We start from the raw sequence: 20,957 nt of genomic DNA on the forward strand, positions 1-20,957 counted from the left end.
ACGTTTGTGCGCCGGACGGCAGGTTTCCGGACCGCCGTTGACAGGGTTTTGTGCAGCCCCGGATTCAGATTCCGTTGGCCTGGGGATCGGGGATCGTCAGCACGGTCCGCAGCCGGGAGAGATCCGTCCGGGGAGAATCAATCAGTGGGGAAAAATGGGAGGAACAACCATATGGGATTTAACGAAAAAGTGCACGCGTATATCGCGGCGAAGTTTTATGTGTATCTGACGGAAGCCTTTGGAGAGCGGGGGAAAATGGCGTTTATCCATGCCACCCAGTATTACGCGGAGCAGCGCGGGCGCCGGATGGCCCAGCGGGCGATCCGGGACGGCAAGGAGCTGACGCCCGCCAATTATTACCGCTATGGAGAATGGGTGGGCACGGAGGATATGAAAGCGGAAGGCTGCGGCAATGCCATGACCTACCAGTCCTACCGGCCGGAGGCGGTGATGCACATCACCCAATGCCCCTGGTGCGCCCAGTTTAAGGAGATGGGATTAAACGCCACGGCAGGCGCGGAATATTGCAGACACCTGGACAATTCCATTGTCCGGGGCTTCAACCCCTATCTGACCTACGAGGTGGATCAGACCCTGCAGACCGCCGATTACTGTATTCACAGGATGAAGGACGTGGATTTTGACGGGGACACGGATTTGAGCAAAAAGCCGGAAAATCTGAGAGATTTTGAATACCACTGCGCCCATTCCTACTGGGCTTACAGCGAGGTGGCCGCTGCCATTTTTAAAAGCGGGGGAGAGGCTGTGAGCAATAACGTGATGGCGGATTTTGCACAGGATTACGGCAGGGAGATGGCGGATATTCTGGCCGGATACCGCTACACCAATTTCAACGTATGCGATTAGGAAATCGTATAACAAATCCCCAAAGAGCACAGACTGTTCTCTGGGGATTTGTCTTTGCTGCCCCGCCGCGTGTGAAAATCGCGGCGCTGTGGCCGGGGCGCAAGCCGGATTCCCACAGCCCGGACCTGCCTGAGGATGTGGCGCTTCGGAGAAAACCGGATATCTGTGAGGAGAGATCGTATGATGAAGAAAAACGCAAAACTGTGGTTGGCTGTGGTGGTTGGGGCCACTGTGCTCGCCCTGTCCGCCTGCAGGGCGAAAACCCCCGCCCCGCAATCCGCGCAGAACTCCGGCGCAGGTAGTTTTGCCGCCGGGGAAGGCCGGGAAAATACCGGTTCACCGACGGTGGGTCCCGAAGCTCCGGACCGTCTATCGACAGCTGGTCCCGCGGCCCAGGATCGTCCGTCGTCTGCCGCCCAGGCCAATCCCCCGTCCGCCGCTCCGGCCGTGGAGGGACAGGCTGCGAAGTCCCGGCTGCGCCCCCGCCTGGAGGACGACTATTACGAGTACGTCAACTGGGATATTCTCAGCAAGACACGGATTCCGGGGGATTCCAGCTCCTGGAGTTATCTCTACCAGCTGAACCAGGACGCCTATGGGACGCTGGATCAACTGTTAAAGGAGACTGTAAAGAAGCGCCCTTCCCTGGAAATGGGATCCACGGAGCAGAAGATCGCGGACTTTTATCGGACTGCGCTGGACGAGGACGCCCGCGCCGCGGCCGGGCTCGGCGGTCTGGCCCATTATCTGGACTCCGTCCGCAGTGCCGCCACTATTTCCCAATATCTGGAAAGCCTGTCCAGACTCCGCCGGGACCTGGGGCTGACCAGCTTGATCAACGTCCAGAAAACCGAGGATCTGCGCGATTCCAGCAAGTATGTGTACTGCTTTTTTCAGCCGGACCTGGGACCGGGGAAGGAGACTCTGGAGGACGGGACTATGGGATCGTTTCTGGACGAATACCAGAGTTATATCGGGCGGGTGATGGAGTACAGCGGCATGGAGCCGGGGGACGCGAAAAAGGCTGCGTCTGAAATTCTGGCGTTTCAGCGGGAACTGGCCGCGGCCACCCTGCCGCTGAGCCGCAGGCAGGACCCGGATGTCTATTACAATCCGTACACCGCAGCCCAGCTGCAGCAGCTTTTGTCAAATGTGGACGTACCGGCTTACCTGGACGCCCTGGGAATCGCAGGCCGGGACTTTTACGTGGTGACGGATGTGAAGGCGCTAAAAGCCTGCAATGACTGGCTCACCGAAGATCACCTGGAGCTGCTGAAAAATTACACCGTGTTCTGCCTGTTGAGCGATATGAGCCTGTATCTGACGCCGCAGATGCAAGACAACGCCCTGGCCTGGCACAATTTTCAGAACGGAATCGCGGAGATGAAGGACGTGGACAAGCTGGCGGGCGAGATGACGCAGTCCATGTTCGGCTTTGAGTTCGGCCGCCTGTATGCGGAACAATGCTTTTCCGAGCAGGACAAGGAAAATGTGACCGCCATGATCCGGCAGATTCTGGCCGCATACAAGAAACGGATACTGGCCCTGGATTGGATGGGGGATCAGACCAAGGCCAACGCGGTGAAAAAGCTGGATTCCATGACGCTCAAGGTGGGATATCCCGACCATTTTACGGACGTCCACGCTACGGCCAGGATCACCCCGCCGGAGGAGGGCGGGACGCTGATCGGCAACGTCCTGGCGCTTATGCGCGCGGAGACGACCTTCGACCTGGAGGAAGGGAAAAAGCCGGTGGACAAGGAAAAATGGGCCATGACGCCCCAGACGGTCAACGCATACTACAATCCCTCGGGCAATGAAATTGTATTTCCGGCGGGAATCCTGCAGGAGCCGTTTTACAGTCCCGAGGCAGATCTGGCCACCGACATGGGCGGGATCGGCATGGTGATCGCCCACGAGATCAGCCACGCATTCGATTCCTCCGGGGCCATGTACGACGAGAAGGGAAATTACAAGATGTGGTGGACCAAAGAGGACCTGGAGAATTTCCGGGTCCTGGCCGGGAAGGTGGCGGACTATTACGACGGACAGGAGGGATTTGAGGGCCGTTTTGTAAACGGTGAGCAGACGCTGGGGGAGAACATCGCGGATTTGGGAAGCCTTTCCTGCGTCACCTCCATTGTGGGGGACGACACGGACGGACTGCGGGCGCTGTTCACCCGGTTTGCCACCATCTGGGCCTCCAAATATACGGGCGAGGCCATGATCCGGCGGCTGAACACGGATGTGCACTCCCCGGCAAAAGTCCGGGTCAACGCGGTTCTGCGCAACACCGACGCATTTTATCTGGCCTATCCTCAGCTCAGGGAGGGGGACAAAATGTATCTCGCGCCGGAACAGCGGGTTGGAATCTGGTAGAAAAAGGTTATCCGACCCGGTACGAGGCGTACTTTTTGTCAAATGTAAGGGGCCACCGCCGCAGCCTGCTGGCGTTGGCCGCCTAACGGCCCCGACGCTTAGGGGTGCGGTATTTAATAGTATTAAAAAGATATTAAGTATCTAAAAGGAACCTATCCCACTTGAAAGTGCGTTCTTCCCTCAAAGGCTGTACCGATCTATAATACAGTCATAGGAAACGGCCGTTCCTGACGGTAAAAGGTTTGAATAAAAATTGATTTGAGGGAAAGGATTGAAACTTTATGAAAAAAGTGATAGAATTTTTGCAGGCAAATCCGGTGCAGTATCTGGCTACCGTGGGCAGGGATGGGAAGGCAAAGTGCCGCCCGTTTATGTTCTGCTTTGAGAAGGACGGGAAGCTCTGGTTCTGTACCAACAGCCAAAAGGACGTTTATCAGGATATGCAGGCCAACCCGCAGGTGGAGGTGAGCGTGTCCGACGCCGGTTTCGCCTGGCTGCGCCTGCACGGCAAAGCGGTGTTTGAGAACAACATGAAGGTGAAGGAAGCCTGCATGGCCAACCCGATTGTAAAGGGGCAGTACGCCAGGGCGGACAATCCGATTTTCCAGGTGTTTTATCTGGAAGATCCCCACGGCGTGATCGCTGATTTCTCCGGCAATCCGCCCTATGAATTCTGATCTGAAATTACATAAACACAATCTCTTTGGGGCAGGTGAAATTCCTGACCGGTGGTGACAGTCCACGAGCGGCGGCCAATGGCTGCGGTTGATCCGGTGAGATTCCGGAACCGACGGTATAGTCCGGATGGGAAAAGAGGAAAAACGGCAATCGATGCCGCAGCGTTGTGTCTGGATGTCAGGCCGCAAGCGCAGGCGGCGTATTTGGCGGCATTCCGGCCCGGGAGATGAGATCCCGGGTCTTTTTGTCGTATGCAATGGGCCGGGGGGTCAAACATGAAGGAGGCGTCAAGATGAAACAAACATGCCAAGCTGCAGCGCGGGAAGCGCTTGCAGAGAAAACAGCAGCAAAGAGCAGGGCCGGAGGCATCGCAGTCAGGCCCCTGGTTTTGAGCGCGTTTATGGGAGCCGTCAGCGCGGTGCTGATGGCAATGGAATTTCCGGTGCCGCTGGCGCCGGGATTTGTGAAAATGGACTTTTCCGACCTGCCGGTGATTCTGGGGGGATTTATCATGGGGCCGCTGGCTGGAATGCGGATCATCGCGGTGAAGATCGGCCTGAGCTTTCTGCTGAAAGGCACCGTCACCATGGGCGTTGGGGAGCTGGCGAATATGATCGGCAGCGTCAGCTACATGCTGCCCGCCGTGCTTTTGTACCGCAGGTGGCACACCCGCAGGGGAGCGGCCCTCTCCCTGGCCGCGGCCACAGCCTGCGCGGCCGCCTCGGCCCTGCTTTACAACCTGTTCCTGATCTTTCCGGTCTATGCCCGGCTGTACGGAATGAGCATGGACAGCATCGTGGCCATGGCAAGGGCCACCTCCCCGTGGGTGACGGACCTGTTTTCCATGATGCTGTTCTCCATGCTGCCCTTCAACCTGTTTAAATACGCCAGTGTCTCCGTCATTGCGTTTCTTGTCTACAAGCGGTTGAGACGGCTGTTAAAGGGCTGGTCGGACTGAGGTCAGTTGATTTTCTTTTTGTAGCCGTCGCCCCAGGCCACCATGCTGTCCAAAATGGGCTTTAAGCTGTAGCCGGTCTCCGTCAGGGTGTATTCCACCCGGGGCGGTACCTCGGCATAGACTGTTCGGTTGACCAGCCCGGCGGCCTCCATGGCCCGCAGGTGGCTGGTCAGGACCTTTTGGGTGATCCCGGTGACCGAGCGCATGAGTTCATTAAAGCGCTTGGTGCCGGTCAGCAGGTCCCGGATGATCAGCACCTTCCACTTGTCGCCGATCAGCTGCAGGGTGATTTCCACGGGGCAGTCCGGCATTTTCCTGGTATTCGTTTCCATCGGTCCAACACCTCCTTGGTATCTAAATAACTGTTTAAGACTATTATATACCACTACGGGACGGCTGGCAAGCTTAACAGTATACTTTTGATACTATGCCACTTTTCAGTGCGTAATTTACGGGAAAGAGCGGCGGCGCTAAAATGGGATAAGGGATATGGATTCAGGAAAGGATGAAGCGTTATGGAGACCAGAGATTATCTGAGGATTTTAAAAGAGGAGATTCATTCCACCGTGTTCGCCACCGTGGACGAGGATGGGCTGCCTGTGACCCGGGTGATCGATATTATGCTTGTGGATGAGAACAGCCTGTATTTTATCACGGCCAAAGGGAAAGAGTTTTACCGGCAGCTGATGAAACAGCGCTATGTGGCGATTAGCGGCATGACCGGCGGCGAGGGTTCTATGGAGAAAAAAGCGGTGTCCGTCCGCGGCCGGGTGGCGAATATGGGAGGCTGCCTGCTGGATCAGGTCTTTGAGGAAAATCCCTATATGGCGGAGATTTACCCCACCTGCGAGAGCCGCCGGGCGCTGGAGGTGTTCCGGCTGTACGAGGGCCGGGGAGAGTATTTCGACTTATCCGCCAAGCCCATTATCCGCCGAAGCTTCCGTTTGGGGGAGGGGGATGTGCAGGGACAGCAGCAGGAGGGCTATCACATCACAGCGGACTGCGATGGCTGCGGCCTCTGTCTGTCCCAATGTCCCCAGAACTGCATCGACAGCAGCCGGACGCCCTTTAAAATCCAGGCAGAGCACTGTCTGCACTGCGGAAACTGCGTGGAAATCTGCCCGCGAGGGGCGGCCAGGGGAGGAGTTAAATGAACGGGAAGGTGGAGCTGATCCGGGAAAAGCTGCAAGAGGCGCAGGCGGTGGTGATTGGGGCCGGCGCAGGTCTTTCCGCCGCGGCGGGGCTCACCTACGGGGGAGAGCGGTTCCGGCGGTATTTCGGGGATTTTATCCGCAAATATGGAATGACGGACATGTATTCCGCCGGTTTCTACCCTTTTGAGACCCAGGAGGAGAAATGGGCTTACTGGAGCCGCCATATTTATTACAACCGCTACGACCAGCCGGCGGGAAACGCCTATCTGGATCTGTACCGCCTGGCGCGGGACAAAGAATATTTTGTGTTGACTACCAATGTGGATCACCAGTTCTGGCTGGCCGGGTTTGACAGCCGGCGGATTTTTGCCACCCAGGGGGACTACGGGCTGTTTCAGTGCGCCAGGGCCTGTCATAAAACGCTGTACGGCAACGAGGCTCAGGTCCGGGAGATGGTGGCCCGCCAGAAGGATTGCAGGATTCCAACGGAGCTGGTGCCAAAATGCCCGGTCTGCGGAGGAAGGATGGAAGTAAATCTCCGCTGTGACGGAAATTTTGTGGAGGACGGGGCCTGGGAGCAGGCGGCGTTGCGTTACCAGAACTTTTTACAGGAAAATAAAAGGCGCAGGGTGGTGTTTCTGGAGCTTGGGGTGGGGATGAACACCCCCGGCATCATCAAGTTTCCGTTCTGGCAGATGACCGCCCGGTGGCCCCAGGCGTTTTACATCTGCGTAAATCTGGACCAGGCCTGGGCGCCGGAAGAAATCCGGGACCGCTCCCTGTGCCTGAACGGGGATATGGGGCCGGTTCTGGAGGCGCTGGCGGGAAGGAGGAAAATGGGATGACACAGAAGGAACGGCGGCTTTTTCTCATTCGTTCACTGCTGGAGGAGCAACCGCAATACCGGAAATTGGAAATACCGGGAGACGAAGAGGAGCAGAAACGCCTTTTGCGCTCCCTGATGAACCTGCGCCGTCCGTCCCCGGCCCAGCCGGAGTTTCTGGATGTGCAGGACGCATATCTGAAGGAGGAAACGCTGCGCCGGGGGATTGTGGACTGCCGGAATCTGGCTCCGGCGGGGGCGGAGGGCGTGAAGCGGCGGCTGTTTCTCTGGCAGGGGGACATCACCAGACTGAAAGCCGACGCCATTGTGAACGCGGCCAACGAGGCCCTGCTGGGTTGTTTTATCCCCTGCCACTCCTGCATCGACAACATCATCCACACCTGCGCCGGAGTCCAGCTGCGGCTGGCCTGCGACCGCCTGATGCGGGAGCAGGGGCGCCCCGAGTCCACGGGCCGGGCGAAAATCACGCCTGCCTTCAATCTGCCCAGCCGTTATGTGCTGCACACCGTGGGGCCTGTGATTTCGGGGCCGCTGCGGGAGCAGGACTGCCGTCTGCTGGCGGGCTGTTATTCGTCCTGCCTGGAGCTGGCCGCGAAAAACGGCCTGAGATCCGTTGCGTTCTGCTGTATCTCCACCGGCGTGTTCCGCTTTCCGCAGGAGAAGGCCGCCGAAATCGCGGTGGAGACGGTGAAACGGTTCCTGGAACAGGACGATACGGTCGGGCAGGTGATTTTCAACGTGTTCACGGACCGGGATCTGGAGCTTTACAGGAGACAGCTGGAAAAGTGAGAAATTTAACGAACCAGGCCGCGCAGGCGCGGCGGTCTGGGCGGCGGACGGTTGTTTTAGCGGCCGATCCGCCGGTATCATGCCGCCGGTGGCGCGCCGCCCGTCCGGCGCGCCCTAATGGATTCAACAAAAGGTCCGCCCGGCCTGCCGGATCAGTAGGCGAAAAGCTCCTGGCCAGGCGGCTTTCACGCTGCCTGGCCCAACCGCTGCAAGTAATTGTGGCGGTTTTTTTGCGCCCTTGCGGAAGAAAATTATAAAAATTTACGAAAGTGTTGGGAGTCCGACAGACATCATCCGCAAAGCCTGTTATAATTTTAACTAGCAAAAGGAAACGAGGTGGAGAGAATGAAAGCGGAGGAACCGAAATTAAAGTTCTGGGGAAGTCCGGCGTTCGCCATGCTGCCATTTGGGCTGTACATACTCCTGGGCGGCATATTTTCGGTGGGATATCACTATTATTCAATGAAGGGCCTGATCTTTGCGGCTGTGATCTCCCTGCTGGCCGGATTTTTCGTCTGCAGGAACAAAGGGAAGTATTGGGACTCCGTGGTTCACGGTCTGGCTCAGTACGGGAATTCCAGGCTGATCTTCATTTTCCTGATCATCGGCATTTTCTCAAAAATGATGAACACCGGCAAGATCGGAAACGGCTTCATCTGGCTGAGCTTAAACCTGGGGATCCGGGGAAGCGCCTTCGTGGTGTTCAGCTTCCTGGCTTCGGCGGTGATCTCCATGGGTGCGGGCGCGCCCATTGCGGCGCTGTTCGCGGTGATTCCCATTTTCTATCCGCCGGGGATCCTTCTGGGAGCCAGCCCGGCCATGCTGACCGGAGCGCTGATCAGCGGTATTTTCTTCGGGGACGCCTTATCCCCCAGCTCCCAGGTGATCAACACTACGGTGATGATCCAGCACGACAAGGCCACGGGGAAGCCGGCTGAACTTCTGGCCACCCTGCGTCAGAGAACGCCCTACATATTGTTAGCCGGGGCGGCGGCCATCGTGATTTTCTTTATCTTCGGCGCACGGGGCGGCACCATGGGGGATATGGCTCAGATCGAGGCGTTCTCCCAGGCAAAGGGTTTGCTCATGCTGATTCCCATCGCGGTACTGTTAGCCATCTGCTTTAAGACCAGCAACCTGTTTGTGGGATTGTCCTTCGCTATCGTGACCGGTCTGGTTGTGGGCCTTTTGGGCGGACTGTTCACATTTTCCGATATCGTGTCCATCGACTATGCCACGTCTGGACTTAAGGGAATGATCTTCGAGGGCATATACGGCATGCTGGACGTGGCGGTGTCCACCATCCTGCTGTACGGCCTCATCGCGGTGGCGGTGGACGGCGGAATGCTGGAGAAGTGTTGCAACTGGATTCTGTCCCGAAAATTCACCAGCACCAAGCGGGGAGCCGAGGCCGTGCTCATGGCCGGAACCATTGTGATCAACATTCTGCTGGCGGGCTGCGTGCTTCCGTCCATCCTGATGTTCGGGGACATGGCGGACCGGATCGGGCAGGAGAGCGGAATTCCGCCGGAGCGCAGAAGCATTCTCCTGACGGCAAACGCAACCAACTTCAGCTCCATTATCCCCATTAACAGCGCTTTTGTCATGGGGAGCGTAACTATTATCAACGAGATGGTGCAGAATCACAGCTATCTGCCCCATGTGACGCCTTTTGAAATTTTCTGCTGCTCCTTCTACTGCCTGATTCTCACGGGAATCTGCGTGTTCTGGGTGGCCACGGGAATCGGCCGGGAGCCGGGGGAACGTAAAAAGCTGGATAAAATAACGGCAACCAATCATGTTTAAGCTTTTTATAGATAGGAGATGGAATTTATGGATTCAATTTATGATCTGATCATCGTCGGAGGCGGCCCAGCCGGTCTGTCGGCGGCCATCTACGCAGGAAGGTCTGAGCGGCAGACCCTGCTCTTTGAGAAGGGAAGCTACGGCGGACGCATCAACGATACCTACGAGATCCGCAACTATCCGGGCACCATCGTGGACACCGGCCAGCACCTGATGGAGAGGTTCCGGGAGCACGCGGCCAGTCATCCCACAGTGGAGTTAAAGCGGACTACGGTGACAAGCATCCGCAAGGAAGGCGACCTGTTTGTGGTAAGCACCAAGCGCAGAGGGGATTTTAAGGCCCACAGCGTGGTCCTGGACCTGGGCACCCGTCCCAGAGAGCTGGGAATCAAGGGCGAGCAGGAGTTTACCGGCCACGGCGTGGCTTACTGCGCCACCTGCGACGCGGAATTTTTCAAGGGCAAGGAGATTTTCGTCCTGGGCGCAGGGGATCAGGCCATCGAGGAGTCGGATTACCTGACCGGCTTCGCCTCCAAGGTGACCATCATCGTGCTCCACGAGAAGGGACATCTGGACTGCAACGAGGTGGCGGCGGAACACGCTTACAAGAACCCCAAGATCGATTTTGTGTGGAGCTCCACCGTGCAGGAGATTAAGGGCGGCGACCACGTGGAATCCCTGGTGCTTAAGAATGTGGACACCGGCGAGATCCGGGAGGTGAAGGCCGATGGGCTGTTCTTCTTCGTGGGTATGGTTCCCCAGACCGAGATGGTTCGCGACATGGTGGAATGCGACCACAGCGGCTACATAAAGGTCAATGAGAAGATGGAGACAAATGTACCCGGCCTGTACGCGGTGGGCGACTGTACCCAGACCTTCCTGCGCCAGGTGATCACCTCGGCGGCGGACGGCGCGGTTGCGGCCGTGGCCTCGGAGCGGTATGTGAAGGAATTAAACCAGATTCAGGATATTTTAAGTCCCGATTCGGGAAATGTGGCGTTTTTGTTCTACAACCCCTACAGCAACGAGGAGATTCAGACGGTGGGTGAGCTGGAGAAGAAGCTGGCCGGAGACTGGAAGATTTACCGCCAGGACATCACCCGGCAGAACCTGCTGTACCAGAATCTGAAGGTGGAGAAAACCGTGTCCGCGGCATTTTACCGGAACGGCGTGCTGGAAGAGGTGAAGGCGGCGGAGAACTGTTAAGCGCGCTGCCGCCGGTCTTAGAAGCCGGAATATGAAGTTGTGTAAACGGTCCGGTGCCAAACGGCCGGGCCGTCCGGAAGCTGAAAATCAAATTGATTTTAAATTTAACATATTAAAGATAGTTCAGGAGGATATGAATTATGGGACAACCACTTGTTTTTCCACACGGAGTTACAATTTACAACCCTGAGAAATGCTGGAGCGGGTACACCATCGTTCCGCTGATCAACGACGGCGTGCTGCTGTTCGACATGAACGGAAATGAAGTCCGCCGCTGGAACATGCACGCTATGCCGCCCAAACTGCTGCCCGGCGGGTATGTGATGGGCCTTTCCGGTTACCGTCATCCCGATTACGGCATGCAGGACGGCGTGAATTTGATGGAGATCGACTACGACGGCAACATTGTGTGGGAATTCGACCATTTTGAAAATATCGACGATCCGGGACGGGATCACCGCTGGATGGCACGCCAGCACCACGACTATCAGAGAGAGGGCAATCCGGTTGGTTACTACGTGCCCGGCATGGACGCCAAGCCTCTGGAGGGCAACACCTTAATCCTGGTGCACCAGACCATCCGCAACCCGAAGATTTCCGACAAGAAGCTGCTGGACGACGCCATGATCGAAGTGGACTGGGAGGGAAATATCCTCTGGAAATGGTCCATCAGCGAGCATTTTGACGAGCTGGGCTTTGACGAGGCCGCCAAGAACGTGCTCTTCCGCGATCCCAACATGCGCTCCTCCGACGGAGGCGTGGGCGACTACCTGCATGTGAACTGCATGAGCTACTTAGGGCCGAACAAGTGGTACGACCAGGGCGACATGCGCTTTAAACCTGAGAACATTATCTTTGACTGCCGCGAGGCCAACATCCTGGCGATCCTGGACAAGGAGACCGGCAAGATCGTATGGCGCATCGGACCGGACTTCAACGCCACGCCGGAGCTTAAGAAGCTGGGCTGGATTATCGGCCAGCATCATTTCCACATGATCCCCAAGGGGCTTCCGGGCGAAGGAAACCTGATGGTATTCGACAACGGCGGCTGGGGCGGCTACGGTGTTCCCAACCCGGCGGCACCCATCGGCGCGAAGAACGCCCACAGGGATTACAGCCGCGTGCTGGAGTTCAACCCCATCACTCTGGAGATTGTCTGGAAGGTGACACCCAAGGAGCTGGGCCACGCGATCCCCACGGACGCCAGCAAGTTCTACAGCCCCTACGTCAGCAGCGCACAGCGCCTGCCCAACGGCAACACCCTGATCACCGAGGGCTCCGACGGCCGTCTGATCGAGGTGACGCCGGACCACGAGATCGTATGGGAGTGGATTTCCCCGTACTACACCCACAACGAGAAGGGTCCGAAGAACAATATGATTTACCGGGCTTACCGCTATCCCTACAGCTATGTGCCCCAGGAGCCGACCCCTGTGGAGGTGGAAATCAAGCCCATCGACAACGTGACCTACCGCGTTCCCGGCGCAGGCGCCTTCGGAGCGAAAAAAGTGATTGATATTCCCGGAACTTTGCCGTATTATCAAGATGTAGCCCTCTGTGTTGCCACGGACGACGAGGAGGATGTAACCAAGCGTGAGAAGGTGTTCCAGGTTGATACCTCCTTCTTCAAGCCGGTATCCATCTCCACCTGGAACGACGAGGTGCTGAAGGTGAAAGACAAACCGGTGCTGGTGCTCTTCGGAGCGGAGCGCTGCACACATTGCAAGGCCCTGCATCCGGTTTTGGAGGAGGCGCTGAAGGAAGAGTATGAGGGACAGTACGAGATCCGCTACGTGGACGTGGACGCCAACCAGGATCTGGTGGACACCTGCCATATCGGAGGAATCCCGGTGGTGGCGATCTTCAAGAACGGAGAGGAAGTACAGCGGTTCAACGGCGAAAAGGACTACGACGACCTTTGCGACATTCTGGATAAGCCGCTGGCATAAGATTGAGATAAGGAAATGAGTTAGAGGCGAAGAGGAGCTGTTTTTGACAGCCCCTCTTTGTGGCACGTTCAGGGAGGTTTTTGTATGCATGATTATTTTACAATAACTGGGAATTCCTGCAGGATTCCCTTTGCGGATCTGTGCAGGAGAGATGCCAGATACCAGTCCTATTTTACAAAAAAGGAGTATCAGGGCTCCCAGTGCATTCACCCGCAGGGGACGAAGATCAACCATTTCGGTATCGTGGTGTCCGGAATCCTGAAAGCGGTGGACAATACCCTGGACGGGACGGAGATGTGCCACGCTTATTTTGAACCCAAGGACATTTTCCCGGAATTCCTCTACTTTTCCGGGGAGCGCTATTACACGTATTCGCTGTACGCGGAGAAGAAATCCACGGTGATTTGGGTGCCGGTCTACGCGATGGAGGAGATGCTTTCCAAGGACCAGCAGCTGATGTACGCGCTGCTGCTTTACATATCCCAGCGGGGGCTGAAAAACCAGCTGTACCTCCACTGCCTCAATTACCAGACCATCCGGGAGAGGGTGGCCTATTGGATCGTGGGCATGAACAATCTGACTCCCAACGAGGCGGTTCATATGCCCTGTTCCCAGGCTGTGCTGGCCAACATGCTTCACGTGAGCCGGGCTTCCCTGAACCAGGAGCTGAAGCTGATGGAGAAGGAAGGCTTTTTTAAGATTGTGAAGAAGGAGATGCGCGAGGTGGACATGGGGCGGTTAAACGAGCTGCTGTGAAGGGGGAGGTACAAATGACGATTAAAGAGGTAAGCGAACAGTACGATATTTCAGCGGACACCCTGCGTTATTACGAGCGCATCGGGCTGATTCCGCCGGTGCCCAGGACGCAGAGCGGGGTCCGGGATTACGACGAGGCATCCTGCCGCTGGGTGAATCTGATGAAGTGCTTCCGCAAGGCGGGCGTCCAGATCGAGGCGCTGATCGAGTATGTGGCGCTGTTTCGGGAGGGGGACCACACCGAGGCGGCCCGCAAGGCGATTTTGGTGGAGCAGCGGGAGCAGCTGGTGAAGCGCATGGCTCAGATGCAGGAGTCCCTGGACCTGTTGAACCAGAAAATTGAGAACTATGAGCGGGGCATCGTGCAGGTGGAGCGGCAGATGAAGCGGTAGGGCAAAAAGAAAATCAAAATACAGTGTTTTGATTGAAAAAAGTCAGAAAAAAGTTATGATTTTATTGCATTTTTCAGGTATTATAGAAAGAAAAGGGAAGGAGAAGGCAACGTATGAGAGGGATAAAAGGCGCGGTCGCCTGCCTGCTCGCGGCGGCATTGACCGCGGCGCTGCCATTTTCGGCAATGGCGGCCAACGGAACCAAGATCACCAGCATTTCCCTGCGCATCGAGTCGCATATCACGGCGGGGGACAGCAGTTCGGATGTGCGCGTGACCACCAATTCCAGCCGTTACGATGTGGATGAGGTGGAGGTCACCAACGAGCCGAAGGACGAGTGGGAGGGCCGGGATAAACCCAAGCTGAAGGTCACCCTGACGGCGGGGGACCGGTACTATTTTCCGTCCAGCGGCCTGACCAAGAGCGACGTGAGCTTGAGTGGGGACGACGGCAAGGTGACTTCCGTCAGCAGGTCCGGCTCCTACACGTTCTACGTCAACATCACCCTGGATGCGCTGGACGACGAAAACGACTATGACCTGTACGTGGACGGCCTGGAATGGGACGAATCCGACGGAACCGCCTACTGGGACGACGCCGAGGACGCCAAGCGGTACGAGGTGCGCCTTTACCGGGGCGGCAATTCGGTCACGTCCGTCGTTTCCACTTCCGATACCAGCTATGATTTTTCCAGTCATTTCACCCAGAGCGGATACTATTATTTCCGGGTGCGCGGCGTATACAACGCCTCCAACAAGGGCAGCTGGGAGGAGTCGGATGAGCGGTATGTGAGCTCGTCGGAGGCGTCGGACATCCGGCGCAACGCAAGGAACACCTCCAGCAGCCCAACAAGCTCCACAAGCCCCAGCACTTCCGGCGGCCCGGGAGTTTACTCGGGGGCGTGGCTGAGGGACGACGTGGGCTGGTGGTACTGCAACGCGGATAAGAGCTATACCAAAAACAACTGGCAGTATATCAATAACTACTGGTATTTCTTCGATGAGCGGGGATATATGAAAACCGGATGGATTCTCTGGAATGGGAAATGGTATTACTGTTGCGAGAATGGGGAGATGCTGCACGACACGACAACGCCGGATGGGTATTATGTGGGGAGTGATGGGGCGTGGGTGCAGTGATTGACAGATGATTCATAGAGTATATGCTGAAGAAAGCGCAAAATCAATATAGTCTTGACACATATTAGACAGCGGTGGTATGATTATATCAGCAGAGAAAAGATGTTGTGTGCATTGCAACACAAGCGAATCCCCGAAGAGCGGCAACCCTTCGGGGATTCTTTTTCCTTTTAGGGAGGGAATATCCCTGGCTAGCTGTTGAGCGTTACTTTCTGTCTAGCCATTTGCCGATGTAATAGCAAGTCACACCGGCCAGGCCTTGTTACATTTGCTTCAGGTGTTTCTGAATGGGGAGCTCAGACAGCAGGCGTAAGCATTGCGGTTATATCGCTGCTTTATAGGACCACACATAATCAAACATCATAAGTCAACCATAAAAAAGATAAAAGGAGGTACCCCCATGAAAGCACTATTAATCAACGGCAGCCCCAACCAGCTGGGCTGCACCTACACCGCCCTCAGCGAGGTGGAGCGCATTCTGAATGAAAACGGTATCCAGTCGGAGATTCTGTACCTGGGGAAGATGCCGGTGGCGGGCTGTATCGCCTGCGGGACCTGCGAGCGCACGGGGCGCTGCGCCTTTGACGATTTGGTCAACCAGGTGGCGGGGCGGCTGGACGAGTTCGACGCCATCGTGGTGGGCTCGCCGGTGTATTACGCCGGACCGTCGGGCCAGCTGACGGCCTTCCTTGACCGCCTGTTTTACAGCGCAGGAGGGCGCATGGCGGGAAAGCTGGGAGCCAGCGTGGTGTCCTGCCGCAGAGGAGGCGCCACCACGGCCTTTGACCGGCTGAACAAGTATTTCACCATCAGCAACATGCCGGTGGTGTCGTCTCAGTATTGGAACCAGGTCCACGGTAACGAGCCCGGGGAGGTGGAGCAGGACCTGGAGGGCCTTCAGACCATGCGCACCCTGGCCCTGAACATGGTCTGGCTGCTCAAATGCATCGAAGCCGGCAGGAAGTGCGGCGTACCGGCGCCGGAGTATGAGCCGAATGAGTGGACGAATTTTATCCGGTAATTATGAAACGCCCCTTTTGGGGGAATGCACAGGGAAATGTAAATGCACAGGGAAATGTACAGAACAGGCGCGGGGAATCATCCCTGCGCCTGTTTTACCGTGCGCCCATTTTACCGTGCGCCTGTTTTACCGTACGCCCATTTCGCCTGCGCCGGTCTGACACCCGCCGGAGCGCGAAACAAAAACCGCTCCTTCATGCGATCGCAGCCAAAATACCCCCCTCCGATGACTCCCGAAGGCCGCGTTTACACTTCCGAAATAATCCTGCACAGCTTAGAGTAAGTTGCCCGGATATCCGCGTCCAGGGAGGCGTCGGTTATGATACCGGTAACCTGGTTGAGGTCGGATATCTTGTAGGCGGATATCCGGTTGAATTTTGCGGGCTCGCACAGGTAATACACCTCCGAGCTGTTTTTCATCACCGCACTTTTGCTGTTGGCCTCGATGTCGCTGGAGGTGGACAGGCCGAATTCCAGGTCGATGCCGTTGGCGCCCAGAAACGCCTGGGTAAAATGCAGCTTGGAAATCTGTTCCAGGCTGGTCATTCCCTCGATGGTGCGCGCGCTTTTGATGTAATTGCCGCCGATAATCACCAGGTTGTAATCGCTGTGCTGGGACAGCGCGTTCATTACGTCCAGGGAATTGGTCACCACTGTCAGGTTGGCCGACGTGAGGCGCTGGGCCATCAGATTGGTGGAGGTGCTGGTTCCCAGAAAGATGGTGTTGCCCGGGCGCACCAGGGAGGCCGCAACCCGCGCCATCTCCTTTTTCTCGCTCAGATAAAAATTCTTTTTTTCATTGTAAAAGTAATCCTTGTTTGCCGCTCCCTGCAATATGGCGCCGCCATGGGTCCGCTTGATGAAGCCGGAGTTCTCCAGGGACGTCAGATCGCGGCGGATTGTGGACTCCGAGACATTGTACTTCCTCGCGAGCACGGACACGGATACCTTTCCGTCCGACTGGATTTTATTTAGAATGGATATCTTTCTCTCTTCTTCAAACATACTGATCTCCCATCCGCCGCCGCTGCCTGCGGCACTAATCGTAATCAAATTCTCCCGGGAAACAAAACGGCCGGCAGCGTATTTCCGCCCCTGGATATACTTATATTACCAGAAATGAGCACAAATGGCAATATCATGCTTGATTAAATGATTAAATGAGCACTAAAAACTTGAAAACACGCGCGCGTTATGGTAATATATCCTCGTAATCGATAGTAAATGAGCAAAAACAAGCATGCAGGAGGGTGGAAGTTATGAGTAAGAAAATTGTTGCAATCACAGCTTGTCCCACAGGAATCGCCCACACATATATGGCCGCGGAAAAGCTGCGGAACGTGGGAAAGGAACTGGGCTATGAGGTGCGGGTGGAGACGCAGGGTACGACCGGGGCCCAGGACGCGCTGACCGCCCGGGAGATCGCGGAGGCGGACGGCATCATACTGGCGGTTGACAAGGAGATCGACGAGAGCCGGTTTGCGGGGAAAGCGGTGCTCAAGGTCAATGTGGGCCAGGCGATCCGGGAGCCGCAGAAGATCATGGAAGATGCGTTAAATGGGATCGGAACCGTTGTGGTGGCAGGGGAAAACGCTGCGGCGGCGGAGACGGCGGGCAGCCAGGGATCCCTGGCAAACAAGGGATTCAGAAGCGTTTATAAACATGTGATGGCCGGCGTCTCCTACATGCTCCCGGTGGTGGTGGCAGGCGGTATTCTGACGGCGATTTCCTTTGCCTTCGGAATCTACGCGTTTCAGGAGGAGGGGAGCCTGGCGTGGGCCTTTTATCAGATCGGAGCGGCGGGGGCGCTGGGGCTTATGGTTCCCGTGCTGTCCGCGTACATCGCCCACTCTATCGCGGATAAAGCCGGTTTTGCGGCCGGTCTTGTGGGCGGCTGGCTGGCCGGACAGGTGGGAGCCGGGTTTATCGGCGGTATTCTGGCGGGCTTTGGGGCCGGTTATCTGACGCTGTTTTTGAGCCGGAAGCTGCCGTTTCCCAGAAGTCTTCAGGGTGTGAAGGATATTCTGGTAATTCCGATTTTGTCAACCGCCGTTGTGGGCCTGATGATGATCTATGTGATCGGAACGCCGATCAGCGCCATGCAGGCGGGGATTACGTCCTTCCTCACCAGCATGAGCGGCAGCAGCATCGCGGTGCTGGGAATTATATTCGGGCTGTTGTACTGGGATCTGGGCGGACCGTTCTCAAAGGTTCTCTATGCCTTTGCCATCGGCATGGTGGCGGAAGGCGTATATGAGCCCATGGCGGCGGTTATGGTCTGCGGAATGGTTCCGCCCCTTGGAATCGCACTGGCGACCTTCGTGCGCCCGGCGCTGTGGAACCAGGACCAGCGGGAAGCGGGAAAAGCGGCTCTGTTTCTGGGATTGAGCTATATTACGGAGGGAGCGATCCCCTTTGCCACGGAAAATCCCAAGGTGATTCTGCCGGCCTGCATGGCGGGCGGAGCGGTGGGCGCAATGGTGTCCATGGCGCTGAAGGCGGGGATCATGGCGCCCCACGGCGGCATTTTCCTGTTGTTTATTCCCAATGCAATCACAAACGCGGTTGCGTTTCTGGCGGCTCTGGCAGCCGGTTCCGTGGTCACTGCGGTGTTGATCATCCTGATGAAGAGCGTCAGAACCGGAAATGCCGGGTGATCCGGCGAGGCCGCGGCGGGAAGGCCCCGGCAAACTGTAGGAAAGGACAGGAATCATGAGCGGTAAAGGAAAAAATGATAAAAGCGTGGCAGAAATTGTGGAGGTAAGCAAAAAAATCCCCTGCTGCAAACCGTTGGTGGAGCAGATCGAAATTATGGAAGCGTACACGGACGCGTTTATCAAATACAGCGGGCAGTCGGCGGCGCGCAGGGAGATCGAGTGCATGAAGGTTTTATTTCCACGGATGTTCCGCCCGATGGAACCGGAGGACCTCATAGTGGGAAGGAGCGACGTGCTGCCCATCGGCTTCGGCTGCGTGACCTCGGTGGGCGGGGTGGGCCATTACTGCGTGTTCAGCAAAATGGAGCAGCTGCGAAAGAGCACGGAGGACCGGACTCTGATTGAACGCCTGAACCGGCTGGAACGGTTTTGGGATGAGAACGACACCAGAAGCCTGTTTTACAATGAAACGCTGACGGAAAACACCATCGGAAAATTCGTGGACGCCAAGTATCCGGCCGTGATCACGGCCCGGTTGAGCGGAACTTACCTGGATTACCCGAAGCTGATCCGCCTGGGAATCCCCGGCCTGGAGCAGGAGATTCGGGAAAACCTGGAGCGGGAGACGGAGGAGGAAAAACGGGACCTGTACGAGTGCTTTTTAGAATGCCTTGGGATTCTGCGCGATTCCATCGCATTTCACAGGGACATGTGCAGAGAGGAGAAGGACCGCGCGGCGGATTCCGGGCGCAGGCGGCAGCTGCAGGTACTGGAGGGCGCGCTGGAACACATTCTGACGGACCGGCCGGAAACCATGGTGGAGGGGATGGAGCTGGCCTGGATCTATTCCCTGCTGGCCGGTGTGGTCAATTACGGCCGCATCGACGACTATCTGGGCGATTTGCTGAAGCGCGACCTGGACCGCGGGCTGTACACCGGGGAGGAGGCTGTGGCTTATATCTGCTCCTTCTTTAAACTGATGGAGGCCCGCAGGACCAACGTCAACGGACGCGTGGTTCTGGGGGGAAAGGGCAGGAAGCATACGCAGGCAAAGGATTTGTTCTGCAAGCTGGCCATCCGGGCCCTGATGATCAACCGGGACATTGAACCGCAGTTTACCCTGAGAATTTACCAGGGCATGGACCGGGAGGTGTACGATCTGGCCATCGAGGCCATCTCCACGGGCTGCACCTACCCGCTTCTCTACAACGACGACGTGAACATTCCCTCGGCCGGGAAGGCCCTTCGGGTGGATTCACAGACGGCGGAGGACTACGTGCCCTTTGGCTGCGGCGAGTTTGTTATCTCTGGACAGAGCATTGGAACGCCCAATGTGCTGTTGAATCTGCTGAAAATCCTGAATATTTCCCTGAACGGCGGCATTGATCCCTGGGATGGGAAGGACAAGAGCGGGGGCCTGACCCTCCTTCCGCCGGAGAAAATGGACACGTTTGACGACGTCTGGAAGCAGTACGCCGCATTGCTTGATTATTACGTGGAACGGACGGCCAGGGCGCACCGGTATTCCTACGATTTTATGAACGGCCGGATGAAATTTTTGTTCACCTCCCTTTTGATCCGCGACTGTATTGCCAGAGGGAAGGCGGTGCTGGACGGGGGCGCCGGATATCTGGGGGGAACCCTGGAAACGTACGGGAATATCAATGCCGCCGATTCCCTCACCGCCGTCAAATACTGGGTGTTTGACAAGAAAAAATACACGCTGCGCCAAATTGTGGACGCCGCAGGCAAAAACTTTGAGGGGGAGGAGCTGCTACGGCGGGATCTGCTGTCCGCGCCGAAATATGGAAATGACGACCCATACGCGGACGACATCGCGGTCCTGCTCCACGAGTATATCTGCCGCAAGGTAAGCGACCAGGCAAAACCCAACGGGTTTCACTCCTACAATGTGGTGGTGATCAACAACCAGGTGAACACGGAGTGGGGGCGTATGACCAGCGCGTCGGCGGACGGACGGCTGAACGCCATGTACATGAATAATGGAAATAATCCCCAGGGCGGAGCCGACAAAAACGGGCCCACGGCCATGCTCAACAGCCTGGTGAAGCTGCGAACCGATATTCACGCCGGTTCCGTCCAGAATATGAAGTTCAGCCGCTCCATGTTCGCGCAGAAGCGGGATTTGGTCAACGCGCTGTTAAAGACATATTTCCGCAAGGGGGGCGGGCAGATCATGATCTCGGTGGTGAGCAGGGGGGAGCTGGAGGACGCGTACCAAAACCCGGAGAAGTATCCCAATCTGCTGGTTCGGGTGGGGGGCTTCAGCGCCAAGTTTGTGAATCTGGAAAAGGACGTGCAGCGGGAGGTGATCTCCCGGACACTGAATTAGGAGCGTGCCG

General features: G+C 56.7%; 18 protein-coding genes and 1 riboswitch. Of the genes, 16 read left to right on the forward strand and 2 right to left on the reverse strand.

The genetic code is table 11. The annotated features are described in order from the left end of the window. The first annotated feature begins 171 nt into the window (after positions 1 to 171). The 4 genes from ACK2JC_RS24665 (at position 172) to ACK2JC_RS24680 (ending at position 4,882) form a co-directional block, all read left to right on the forward strand. Positions 172 to 867, forward strand: a complete 696-nt coding sequence (locus ACK2JC_RS24665; protein ID WP_092369121.1) for an L-2-amino-thiazoline-4-carboxylic acid hydrolase — start codon at positions 172 to 174, stop codon at positions 865 to 867. A 180-nt stretch (positions 868 to 1,047) separates the two neighbouring features. Beyond that, on the forward strand, positions 1,048 to 3,246 hold the full coding sequence (locus tag ACK2JC_RS24670) for a M13 family metallopeptidase (RefSeq protein ID WP_320936802.1): 2,199 nt from the start codon (positions 1,048 to 1,050) through the stop codon (positions 3,244 to 3,246). A 281-nt stretch (positions 3,247 to 3,527) separates the two neighbouring features. Next, positions 3,528 to 3,923, forward strand: coding sequence for a pyridoxamine 5'-phosphate oxidase family protein (locus ACK2JC_RS24675; protein WP_320936801.1), 396 nt, complete (start codon positions 3,528 to 3,530; stop codon positions 3,921 to 3,923). Between the two features lie 18 nt (positions 3,924 to 3,941). Next, positions 3,942 to 4,066: riboswitch (FMN riboswitch) on the forward strand. A 150-nt stretch (positions 4,067 to 4,216) separates the two neighbouring features. Beyond that, complete coding sequence (locus tag ACK2JC_RS24680) at positions 4,217 to 4,882, forward strand: ECF transporter S component (RefSeq protein ID WP_320936800.1); 666 nt, start codon at positions 4,217 to 4,219, stop codon at positions 4,880 to 4,882. Between the two features lie 2 nt (positions 4,883 to 4,884). On the opposite strand, the gene ACK2JC_RS24685 is transcribed toward ACK2JC_RS24680, so the two are convergent. Then, on the reverse strand, positions 4,885 to 5,214 hold the full coding sequence (locus tag ACK2JC_RS24685; RefSeq protein WP_320936799.1) for a helix-turn-helix domain-containing protein: 330 nt from the start codon (positions 5,212 to 5,214) through the stop codon (positions 4,885 to 4,887). 183 nt (positions 5,215 to 5,397) lie between these two features. Here ACK2JC_RS24685 and ACK2JC_RS24690 point away from each other — a divergent pair, with 183 nt between their 5' ends. From ACK2JC_RS24690 to ACK2JC_RS24735, 10 genes are all read left to right on the forward strand, one after another. Next, entirely contained in the window at positions 5,398 to 6,036 is a 639-nt protein-coding gene (locus tag ACK2JC_RS24690; protein ID WP_320936798.1) for a 4Fe-4S binding protein, read from the forward strand. Next, positions 6,033 to 6,881 carry a Sir2 silent information regulator family NAD-dependent deacetylase gene (locus ACK2JC_RS24695; RefSeq protein WP_320936797.1) on the forward strand — a complete coding sequence of 283 codons (849 nt, stop codon included), beginning with the start codon at positions 6,033 to 6,035 and terminating at the stop codon, positions 6,879 to 6,881. The genes ACK2JC_RS24690 and ACK2JC_RS24695 overlap by 4 nt, the downstream gene beginning before the upstream one ends. Beyond that, on the forward strand, positions 6,878 to 7,669 hold the full coding sequence (locus tag ACK2JC_RS24700) for a protein-ADP-ribose hydrolase (protein WP_320936796.1): 792 nt from the start codon (positions 6,878 to 6,880) through the stop codon (positions 7,667 to 7,669). The genes ACK2JC_RS24695 and ACK2JC_RS24700 overlap by 4 nt, the downstream gene beginning before the upstream one ends. A 345-nt stretch (positions 7,670 to 8,014) precedes the next feature. Then, a complete protein-coding gene (locus ACK2JC_RS24705) occupies positions 8,015 to 9,475 on the forward strand; it encodes a Na+/H+ antiporter NhaC family protein (RefSeq protein ID WP_320936795.1) in 1,461 nt (486 codons plus the stop codon). 27 nt (positions 9,476 to 9,502) lie between these two features. After that, positions 9,503 to 10,681: an NAD(P)/FAD-dependent oxidoreductase gene (locus tag ACK2JC_RS24710; protein WP_320936794.1), complete on the forward strand. Its 1,179-nt coding sequence runs from the start codon at positions 9,503 to 9,505 to the stop codon at positions 10,679 to 10,681. A 140-nt stretch (positions 10,682 to 10,821) separates the two neighbouring features. Then, on the forward strand, positions 10,822 to 12,630 hold the full coding sequence (locus tag ACK2JC_RS24715; RefSeq protein WP_320936793.1) for an aryl-sulfate sulfotransferase: 1,809 nt from the start codon (positions 10,822 to 10,824) through the stop codon (positions 12,628 to 12,630). Positions 12,631 to 12,714: 84 nt separating this feature from the next. Further along, positions 12,715 to 13,386 carry a Crp/Fnr family transcriptional regulator gene (locus ACK2JC_RS24720; protein WP_320936792.1) on the forward strand — a complete coding sequence of 224 codons (672 nt, stop codon included), beginning with the start codon at positions 12,715 to 12,717 and terminating at the stop codon, positions 13,384 to 13,386. Between the two features lie 14 nt (positions 13,387 to 13,400). After that, positions 13,401 to 13,778 carry a MerR family transcriptional regulator gene (locus tag ACK2JC_RS24725; protein ID WP_320936791.1) on the forward strand — a complete coding sequence of 126 codons (378 nt, stop codon included), beginning with the start codon at positions 13,401 to 13,403 and terminating at the stop codon, positions 13,776 to 13,778. Between the two features lie 113 nt (positions 13,779 to 13,891). Further along, positions 13,892 to 14,917 (forward strand): hypothetical protein, encoded by a 1,026-nt coding sequence (locus ACK2JC_RS24730; protein WP_320936790.1) that lies wholly within the window; start codon positions 13,892 to 13,894, stop codon positions 14,915 to 14,917. Between the two features lie 400 nt (positions 14,918 to 15,317). Continuing rightward, positions 15,318 to 15,938, forward strand: a complete 621-nt coding sequence (locus tag ACK2JC_RS24735; protein WP_320936789.1) for a flavodoxin family protein — start codon at positions 15,318 to 15,320, stop codon at positions 15,936 to 15,938. Between the two features lie 245 nt (positions 15,939 to 16,183). On the opposite strand, the gene ACK2JC_RS24740 is transcribed toward ACK2JC_RS24735, so the two are convergent. After that, entirely contained in the window at positions 16,184 to 16,942 is a 759-nt protein-coding gene (locus ACK2JC_RS24740; protein WP_320936788.1) for a DeoR/GlpR family DNA-binding transcription regulator, read from the reverse strand. A gap of 254 nt (positions 16,943 to 17,196) precedes the next feature. On the opposite strand from ACK2JC_RS24740, the gene ACK2JC_RS24745 reads away from it, so the two are divergent. Together ACK2JC_RS24745 and ACK2JC_RS24750 are read left to right on the forward strand one after the other, a co-directional pair. After that, positions 17,197 to 18,594, forward strand: coding sequence for a fructose-specific PTS transporter subunit EIIC (locus tag ACK2JC_RS24745; RefSeq protein WP_320936787.1), 1,398 nt, complete (start codon positions 17,197 to 17,199; stop codon positions 18,592 to 18,594). A 55-nt stretch (positions 18,595 to 18,649) separates the two neighbouring features. Then, the gene (locus ACK2JC_RS24750; RefSeq protein WP_320936786.1) at positions 18,650 to 20,947 is read left to right on the forward strand and encodes a pyruvate formate lyase family protein; all 2,298 of its coding nucleotides are present in this window, start codon (positions 18,650 to 18,652) and stop codon (positions 20,945 to 20,947) included. The last annotated feature ends 10 nt before the right edge of the window (positions 20,948 to 20,957 follow it).

This window comes from Enterocloster lavalensis, assembly GCF_046603895.1.
In the GTDB taxonomy this organism is placed as follows: Bacteria; Bacillota; Clostridia; order Lachnospirales; family Lachnospiraceae; genus Enterocloster; species Enterocloster lavalensis.

What these genes read in the sequence shown, in the direction of transcription:
- ACK2JC_RS24665 (WP_092369121.1), top strand. Translation starts at nt 172, where the DNA reads ATGGGATTTAACGAAAAAGTGCACGCGTATATCGCGGCGAAGTTTTAT.
- ACK2JC_RS24670 (WP_320936802.1), top strand. Translation starts at nt 1,048, where the DNA reads ATGATGAAGAAAAACGCAAAACTGTGGTTGGCTGTGGTGGTTGGGGCC.
- ACK2JC_RS24675 (WP_320936801.1), top strand. Translation starts at nt 3,528, where the DNA reads ATGAAAAAAGTGATAGAATTTTTGCAGGCAAATCCGGTGCAGTATCTG.
- ACK2JC_RS24680 (WP_320936800.1), top strand. Translation starts at nt 4,217, where the DNA reads ATGAAACAAACATGCCAAGCTGCAGCGCGGGAAGCGCTTGCAGAGAAA.
- ACK2JC_RS24685 (WP_320936799.1), bottom strand. Translation starts at nt 5,214, where the DNA reads ATGGAAACGAATACCAGGAAAATGCCGGACTGCCCCGTGGAAATCACC.
- ACK2JC_RS24690 (WP_320936798.1), top strand. Translation starts at nt 5,398, where the DNA reads ATGGAGACCAGAGATTATCTGAGGATTTTAAAAGAGGAGATTCATTCC.
- ACK2JC_RS24695 (WP_320936797.1), top strand. Translation starts at nt 6,033, where the DNA reads ATGAACGGGAAGGTGGAGCTGATCCGGGAAAAGCTGCAAGAGGCGCAG.
- ACK2JC_RS24700 (WP_320936796.1), top strand. Translation starts at nt 6,878, where the DNA reads ATGACACAGAAGGAACGGCGGCTTTTTCTCATTCGTTCACTGCTGGAG.
- ACK2JC_RS24705 (WP_320936795.1), top strand. Translation starts at nt 8,015, where the DNA reads ATGAAAGCGGAGGAACCGAAATTAAAGTTCTGGGGAAGTCCGGCGTTC.
- ACK2JC_RS24710 (WP_320936794.1), top strand. Translation starts at nt 9,503, where the DNA reads ATGGATTCAATTTATGATCTGATCATCGTCGGAGGCGGCCCAGCCGGT.
- ACK2JC_RS24715 (WP_320936793.1), top strand. Translation starts at nt 10,822, where the DNA reads ATGGGACAACCACTTGTTTTTCCACACGGAGTTACAATTTACAACCCT.
- ACK2JC_RS24720 (WP_320936792.1), top strand. Translation starts at nt 12,715, where the DNA reads ATGCATGATTATTTTACAATAACTGGGAATTCCTGCAGGATTCCCTTT.
- ACK2JC_RS24725 (WP_320936791.1), top strand. Translation starts at nt 13,401, where the DNA reads ATGACGATTAAAGAGGTAAGCGAACAGTACGATATTTCAGCGGACACC.
- ACK2JC_RS24730 (WP_320936790.1), top strand. Translation starts at nt 13,892, where the DNA reads ATGAGAGGGATAAAAGGCGCGGTCGCCTGCCTGCTCGCGGCGGCATTG.
- ACK2JC_RS24735 (WP_320936789.1), top strand. Translation starts at nt 15,318, where the DNA reads ATGAAAGCACTATTAATCAACGGCAGCCCCAACCAGCTGGGCTGCACC.
- ACK2JC_RS24740 (WP_320936788.1), bottom strand. Translation starts at nt 16,942, where the DNA reads ATGTTTGAAGAAGAGAGAAAGATATCCATTCTAAATAAAATCCAGTCG.
- ACK2JC_RS24745 (WP_320936787.1), top strand. Translation starts at nt 17,197, where the DNA reads ATGAGTAAGAAAATTGTTGCAATCACAGCTTGTCCCACAGGAATCGCC.
- ACK2JC_RS24750 (WP_320936786.1), top strand. Translation starts at nt 18,650, where the DNA reads ATGAGCGGTAAAGGAAAAAATGATAAAAGCGTGGCAGAAATTGTGGAG.